We start from the raw sequence: 2614 nt of genomic DNA on the forward strand, positions 1-2614 counted from the left end.
ACCCGGATCGCCGACAAAGCCGCGATGCTGACCCGCGTCTTGGAAGACATTGCTGACATGATCCCCGGCGCGGTTCTAAAAGGCCGTGGCATGATGCAGGGCGTCGACGTGGGCTCGGGTGCCTTCGCGGCCGAAATCTGTGCGCGCGCCTTTGAGAACGGCCTGATCATCGAAACCTCGGGCAATGAGGATCAGGTGGTCAAGGTGCTGGCCCCGCTGACCACCCCGGACAAGGTCTTTGCCCGGGGCCTGACCATTCTGCAAAGCTCGGCCCAAGAGGTTTGCTCGGAACTGAAACTCGCCGCGGAGTAACCCGTTATGATCGTAAGAGACCTGAACGACCTGATGACCACCGACAGGGCGGTCTCGGATGCCAAGTGGACCAGTGTGCGCATGTTGCTGGCCGATGACGGTATGGGGTTTTCGTTTCACATCACCTTTCTCGAAGCCGGATCCGAGCACACGTTCGAATACAAGAACCACTTCGAAAGCGTCTATTGCATGCAGGGCAAGGGGTCGATCACCGACCTTGGCACCGGCGAAACCCACGCGATCAAACCGGGCGTGATGTATGCGCTGAACCGGCATGACCGGCACATTCTGCGCGCCGAAAGCGAGTTGGTGATGGCTTGCGTGTTCAACCCGCCGGTGACCGGCAACGAGGTGCATCAGGCTGACGGGTCTTATGCTGCCATGGCCGAGCTGGCATAAACCGCGCCTGATAGCCTCCAGAACATGATCGGCGCGCCCAACCAGGGCGCGCCGATGTTCGTTCCTCAACTCGCGGTGGGGGTCGCGCTTAGTTCTGATACCCCAGCATCCGCGGCAGGAAGAGCACGAAATCCGGCGAGAAAGTGATGATCGCCAGCGCCGCCAGCAGCGCGATGATGAACGGCCAGATCTCGCGGATGACGCCACTGATCGGCTGTTCGGTTATGTTCGACACAATGAACAGCAACAGTCCGTAAGGTGGCGTAATCAGCCCGACCATCGCGTTCACCACGGCGATCACGCCGAAATGCACCAGATCAATGCCCATGGCCTGAACCGTCGGGATCAGGATCGGGATGATGATCAACAGGATCGCGCCGCCCTCCAGAACCATGCCCAGCGCAAGGATCAGCAGGTTGATGACGATCAGAAAGCCGGTGCGCGAAAATTCATACTGCGCCAGCGTGTCAGCAATGGTGTTCGGCAGGTTCTCGCGGGTGATGACGTAGTTAAACGTGATTGCCCCGGCGACCAGCACCCCGACCGACGCCGTCGACCGCGCCGACCCCAAAAGAGCCGTATAGAATTGCTTCAGGTTCACCGACCGGTAGAACAGCACCGAAATACCCAGCGCATAGAAGGCGGCGATTGCGGCGGCCTCGGTCGGGGTCATCACACCACCATAGATACCGCCCAACAGGATCACCGGCAGCATCAGCGCCGGAAAGGCCTTGACGGTAATCTTCGGCATGTCGCGCATCGGGACGGCTTCGTCCACGGGATAGTTGCGGCGGCGCGCGATCCAGTAATTCATCAGCGCCATCGCCAGCGCCATCAGCAGACCCGGCAGCAGGCCAGCTGCGAACAGGTAGCCGACCGACTGATCCGAAACCAGCGCATACAACACCATCGGGATCGAGGGCGGAATGATCGGCCCAACCGTGGCCGTAGCAGCGGTGATCGCAGCGGCATAGGCCGGCGAGTATTTCCCGTCGCGGGTCATCATACCGATGATGATCTTGCCCATGCCCACCGCATCCGCGACCGCCGAGCCGGACATGCCGGAAAAGATCAGCGACGATACGACGTTGACATGGCCCAGACCGCCCCGGAACCGCCCGACCAGCGCCTGCGAGAACCGCAGCAGCCGGTCCGCAAGCGAGCCGACATTCATGATATCGGCGGCCAGAATGAACAGCGGGATCGCCAACAGAGTGTAGCCGTTGAACAGCCCCTGCAACAGGGTCTCGGGCGCCAGCGACGGGTCAAAGCCCTTGGCGACAAGGTAGACCAGCGACCCGGTGACCATCGCGATGCCGACCGACTGGCCCATCAGCGACAGGGCCACGATGATGATCATGGACAGGGTAAACGGATCAATCATAATCGTGGCTTTCAGCGCTGGTTTCGGTGTTGAACTGCGGCCCGACGCCAAGCAACCCGGCCCGGACCACGACAAGCGCGCGCACGATGATCGCAAGCGCAAAAGGCATGTAGATGAAGAACACCCAGTTGAAGGGCCAGCGCAGATAGGCGGTGCGCTCGATCTTCATGAAGTCGATATAATCCCATGTCGCGGGCAGCGTCCAAGCGAACACCCCGGCCACGGTCAGCCCGGCAATCACATCGAACCCCCGGCGCACCGAGCGCGGCATCACCGCATAGACCACATCCAGCCGGATCACGTCGGTCTCGCGCACAACGAAGGCATAGCCGAACAAGATCCCCCAGACCCATGCGATCGTCACCCATTCGACGGTCCAGCCGACCGGCAGATCAAGGAAATACCGAAAGATGATTTGCAGAAGGAAGGTCACAAACATGCTGAACAACAGCAGCGCCAGTAAGTTCTCAGCGCGCCTGCCCAACCAGTCTTTTACCGATCTCAGCCTGTCCATGATGC

At 60.6% G+C, this 2614-nt stretch carries 3 protein-coding genes and 1 pseudogene; 2 read left to right on the forward strand and 2 right to left on the reverse strand.

Annotation, left to right across the window (positions count from 1 at the left end; translation table 11 throughout):
• Positions 1 to 312 (forward strand): annotated as a pseudogene (locus ABYW26_RS13085) (diaminobutyrate--2-oxoglutarate transaminase); the annotation flags it as partial.
• Between the two features lie 6 nt (positions 313 to 318).
• Positions 319 to 711 (forward strand): ectoine synthase, encoded by a 393-nt coding sequence (locus ABYW26_RS13090; protein ID WP_372605352.1) that lies wholly within the window; start codon positions 319 to 321, stop codon positions 709 to 711.
• 88 nt (positions 712 to 799) lie between these two features.
• Here ABYW26_RS13090 and ABYW26_RS13095 read toward each other — a convergent pair whose 3' ends face one another.
• Positions 800 to 2095 carry a TRAP transporter large permease gene (locus ABYW26_RS13095; RefSeq protein WP_372605353.1) on the reverse strand — a complete coding sequence of 432 codons (1296 nt, stop codon included), beginning with the start codon at positions 2093 to 2095 and terminating at the stop codon, positions 800 to 802.
• Positions 2088 to 2614, reverse strand: a 527-nt coding sequence (locus tag ABYW26_RS13100) for a TRAP transporter small permease (protein ID WP_372605354.1), incomplete at its 5' end; no start/stop codon positions are given. The genes ABYW26_RS13095 and ABYW26_RS13100, both read right to left, overlap by 8 nt.

The sequence above is a fragment of the Actibacterium sp. genome (genome assembly GCF_041584535.1).
In the GTDB taxonomy this organism is placed as follows: Bacteria; Pseudomonadota; Alphaproteobacteria; order Rhodobacterales; family Rhodobacteraceae; genus Actibacterium_D.

Bases quoted from the DNA above. Each gene is read 5' to 3' on its own strand.
- ABYW26_RS13090 (WP_372605352.1), top strand. From the start codon at position 319: ATGATCGTAAGAGACCTGAACGACCTGATGACCACCGACAGGGCGGTC.
- ABYW26_RS13095 (WP_372605353.1), bottom strand. From the start codon at position 2,095: ATGATTGATCCGTTTACCCTGTCCATGATCATCATCGTGGCCCTGTCG.